Here is a 3,710-nt window from a genome sequence, read left to right on the forward strand (position 1 = left end):
GTTTCGCGTTCACAGCTTGGGGGATTGGTGCCAGGCAACGGCAATTTGCGTTATAGCGGTGCAGCAAAGGTTATCCTCAATGAAGTGGTGAGTGCCAATCGCTCGCGTCTTGAAGGCGTGAGCGAAGTACACGGGCATATGGCGGATGTTATTATCGCCAATCCCAATGGGATTACCTGTAACGGTTGTGGCTTTATTAATACACCACGGGTGACTTTATCGACCGGACAACCGATTATTGGAGCCGATGGGGCTTTGAGTGGATTGCGTGTTGAGGGTGGAGATATCACTATAGGCGCTCGTGGGGCTGATGGGAGTGCATTAGATATTTTTGATCTTGTTTCGCGCAAGATCAGTGTCGGGGGTCCCATACAGGTCAAAGGAGATTTGGCTGTTATCGCGGGGCGCAATCATTTTGATTATAACAAACGCGAAGCAACTTCTCTTGGTTCTGATGGCAAAGAGCCAGAATTGGCGATTGATTCCAGTGAGTTTGGTGGAATGTATGCGGGGCAGATCCGCGTGATTGCCAATGATAAAGGTGCGGGCGTTAAGATGCGAGGAGACATGGTTGCCAATGCAGGCGCCATGAGATTGACAAGTGATGGCAAGCTGGTGATTTCTAAAGCACGCGCCAAAGGAGCAGTAAAAGCGCGTTCTCACCACGACAGTGTGCATGTGAAAGATCTGCTTTTTTCAGAAGAAGCAGTTGAACTGAAGGCTTTGAAACATGTTGAACTGGCTGAGCAAGCTCGCGTTGCAGCGAGCGGTGCTGTTGATGTGGGCGCCGATCTGATCAAGCTCCAGTCTCATGCTCTTCTAGCAAGCGGTATTGGGAGTGATGGTCAACAGTCAGCGACGGGTTCTTTGCATTTACAGGCAGCAAAGCTTGAGGCGGGGAATGGGCGGATAGCCGCCGGTGATCTCTTAGAGATCCAAGCAGCAACAATTGATCTAAGCCGCATGCAAGACAATGATCAAACAGGGGTTTCTTCCCTTGGCGATCTGACCATTAAAACCAATCAAATCAGCGCTTTAAACAACCATATTGGTGCCAAGGGGAATATTGTCTTGAGCGCCGATGATGCGCTCACTGTAGGCGCTGGACATTATAGCGCCGGCGGTTCTCTTTTGGTGGAAGCAGCAGAGCTTACATCACGCGCGCGCTTAGTGGCAGAGCAAAAAATTGACCTTTATGCGCATCACGGTGCCCTGATCCAAGAAGGCACTGTCTGGTCCAATGGGAAGATAACGCTGGATGCCCATGGTGCCCTCAATCACACGGGTGATATTGTCAGTATGCAGCAGGTTGCCTTGACAGCGGGTAGCATGCTCACAACCTCTCAAGAGAGCACGATTTTAAGTTATGATGTGGTTTTGAGTGCTGATGCTTTAACCCAAGCAGGGACTGTGGAAGCTCAAGAGGGAGCATTAACCCTTCAAGTGCGTGATGGGGTTATCAATAGCGGCACAATGCGCGGTGAGAGTGTCGATGCTCATATTGGTGCATTTACCAATCAAGGGACATTTATTGCAACCGATGATTTGCATTTGATGGTAAGCGCACAAGAAGGCGCCGATCCGCAACAAGCCTTTCTGAAGAATACATCCGAAGGTGTCCTTCAAAGTGGTGGTGTTTTTGTTGTGACCGTAGGGCAATTAGACAATGCCGGTGCGCTTGGCTCTAGTGGTGAGAATGTTGCGCTCAATGTGGCAGGAAATGTCAGCAATAGTGGGCTGATTTACGCCAAAAAATCTATGGATCTATTCAGTGATGGTAATCTGACCAACACACAGGGCAGAATGATTGCAGAAGAGGCTCTCACCATTGGTGGGCTGAAAGAGACACGTGCTGGTCATATAAACAATGAGGCTGGTCTTCTCAGTGCTTTAGCCGGTGAGATGAAGATTGTTGCAACGTCTTTTGTCAATAAAAGCGCTGAAACGACAAATTCAGAGCAACAAAACGCTACACATGATGAAGGTGCGCATGTTTTAGCGCGGGATGGTTTGCGCATTGATGTGGGCAGTTTTGAGAATGTTGATGGTCTTATTTCTACGCAAGGGGCAGTTAATATTGTTGCTGAGAGTGTGATCCAAGCAGGGCACATAGAGATTGAGCGTGGTGACCTTCAACTGACCAGCCATGGTGATTTAACCAATAGTGGCACAATAGCAAGCAATGGCGCAATCACTGTGAATGCGCAAAACACTCTGAACCAAACGGGGCGTATTGTTTCGCAAAAGCGGATAGAACTCTCAACCGATGGCACCTTGACGCTGGGTGAGACAAGTGAGGTTGGTGGCTATGATGTAACGCTGAAGGCAGGCACACTCACCCAAGCTGGGCTTGTGGAAGCGCAAGGCGGGGTACTTACTCTCAACAGCCATGATGTTTTAAGCAATTCCGGTATCATGGTGGGCGGTGTTGTTGATGCGAAGCTTGGGTCTTTAGCCAATTCAGGTCAGCTTTTAGCCAGTGACAGCTTTACGCTTATAGCAAAAAGTCATGATCCGTCATTGGGGCAAGTTGCTCTGGTTTTAAATGGTGAAGACGGTGTTCTCAAAAGTGGTGGTGCTTTTGTCTTAACCGCAGATGTTTTGGACAATGCCGGCAGTATTGGCTCAAGTGGTGATGGGGTTGCGCTCAATGTGAGCGCTGATCTGAGTAATAGTGGGCTGATTTATGCCAAGAAATCTGCCATTTTCTCCTTAGATGGGGATTTTATTAATAAGTTTGCCGATGTCATTGCTGAAGACAATCTCATCATCCGTGGTTTAAGTGGAGAGCGGGCTGGTCATGTGATCAACAGCTCGGGTCTTTTAGAAGCCGTGTCAGGCGATATGACCTTCGATGTCTCAGCGCTTACCAACATGCGTGAAGGTGGAGTTGAAGTTAGCGATAAAGTGGTTTCTCACAGTTACGTGCGAGGAGAATGGGAAAAAATCCCAAATGTTGATAAACACACAAAGATCAAGAAAAATATCGACACCACGATCATTCGTCAGCAGCCTCATTTTACCAATAATGCTGCACAGATTTTAGTAGGACATCATCTGACAATTAATGCCGGTGATATCCGCAATAGTTATAGTTTGATTGCTGCCAATGGCAACATTGAGATGCATGGCGATACGCTGCTCAATGAGGGGCGCGATTTAATCGAAACAACCAAGATTGTGACTAAAACACGCTACAGATATAAGCAATGTAGTATCACAAATCCAGGATGTATAGCGCACGATGCAAAAGAATGGGATGGTCCTACTTTTACCCAAACAACCGCCCGCACTTATGATACTGTTTACGGCACGATTGAAGCTGGTGGCACGCTTGATGCCAAGTTGACAGGCTATATTGATAATCATGCGGTGCGTGAGGGGGTTGAGCAAGTTGGCTTAAGTTCTGGCGATAAAGGTTTGGCTGGTGTTAAAAACACCGATTTTGACGGTTCCAAACCACTGATTAGTGATGATCGATTAGATGGGATTATCAATGGTTTGAAAGGGCACAAAGGGCTTTTTGCACCAAGCACAAAAACACCCGCACCAGAATCCATACAGGTGCCAACGCAAGATGGGCTTAACTCTGTCAAGACAGAATTGGCTCAGACCCAAACACCGGATGTGCCGTTTTTAGTCGAGACGCGTCCAGATTTTATCAACCCAAGTAAATTTTTAGGATCGGACTATTACTTAAAAAAGATTGG

General features: G+C 47.5%; 1 protein-coding gene. It reads left to right on the plus strand.

The window, feature by feature from the left end:
- On the plus strand, positions 1-3,710 hold a 3,710-nt coding region (locus tag ACFINE_RS09330), incomplete at both ends, for a filamentous hemagglutinin N-terminal domain-containing protein (RefSeq protein ID WP_375621841.1).

Origin of the sequence: Bartonella sp. AA97HXZ, from assembly GCF_042196985.1 — a bacterium.
Classification (GTDB): Bacteria; Pseudomonadota; Alphaproteobacteria; order Rhizobiales; family Rhizobiaceae; genus Bartonella.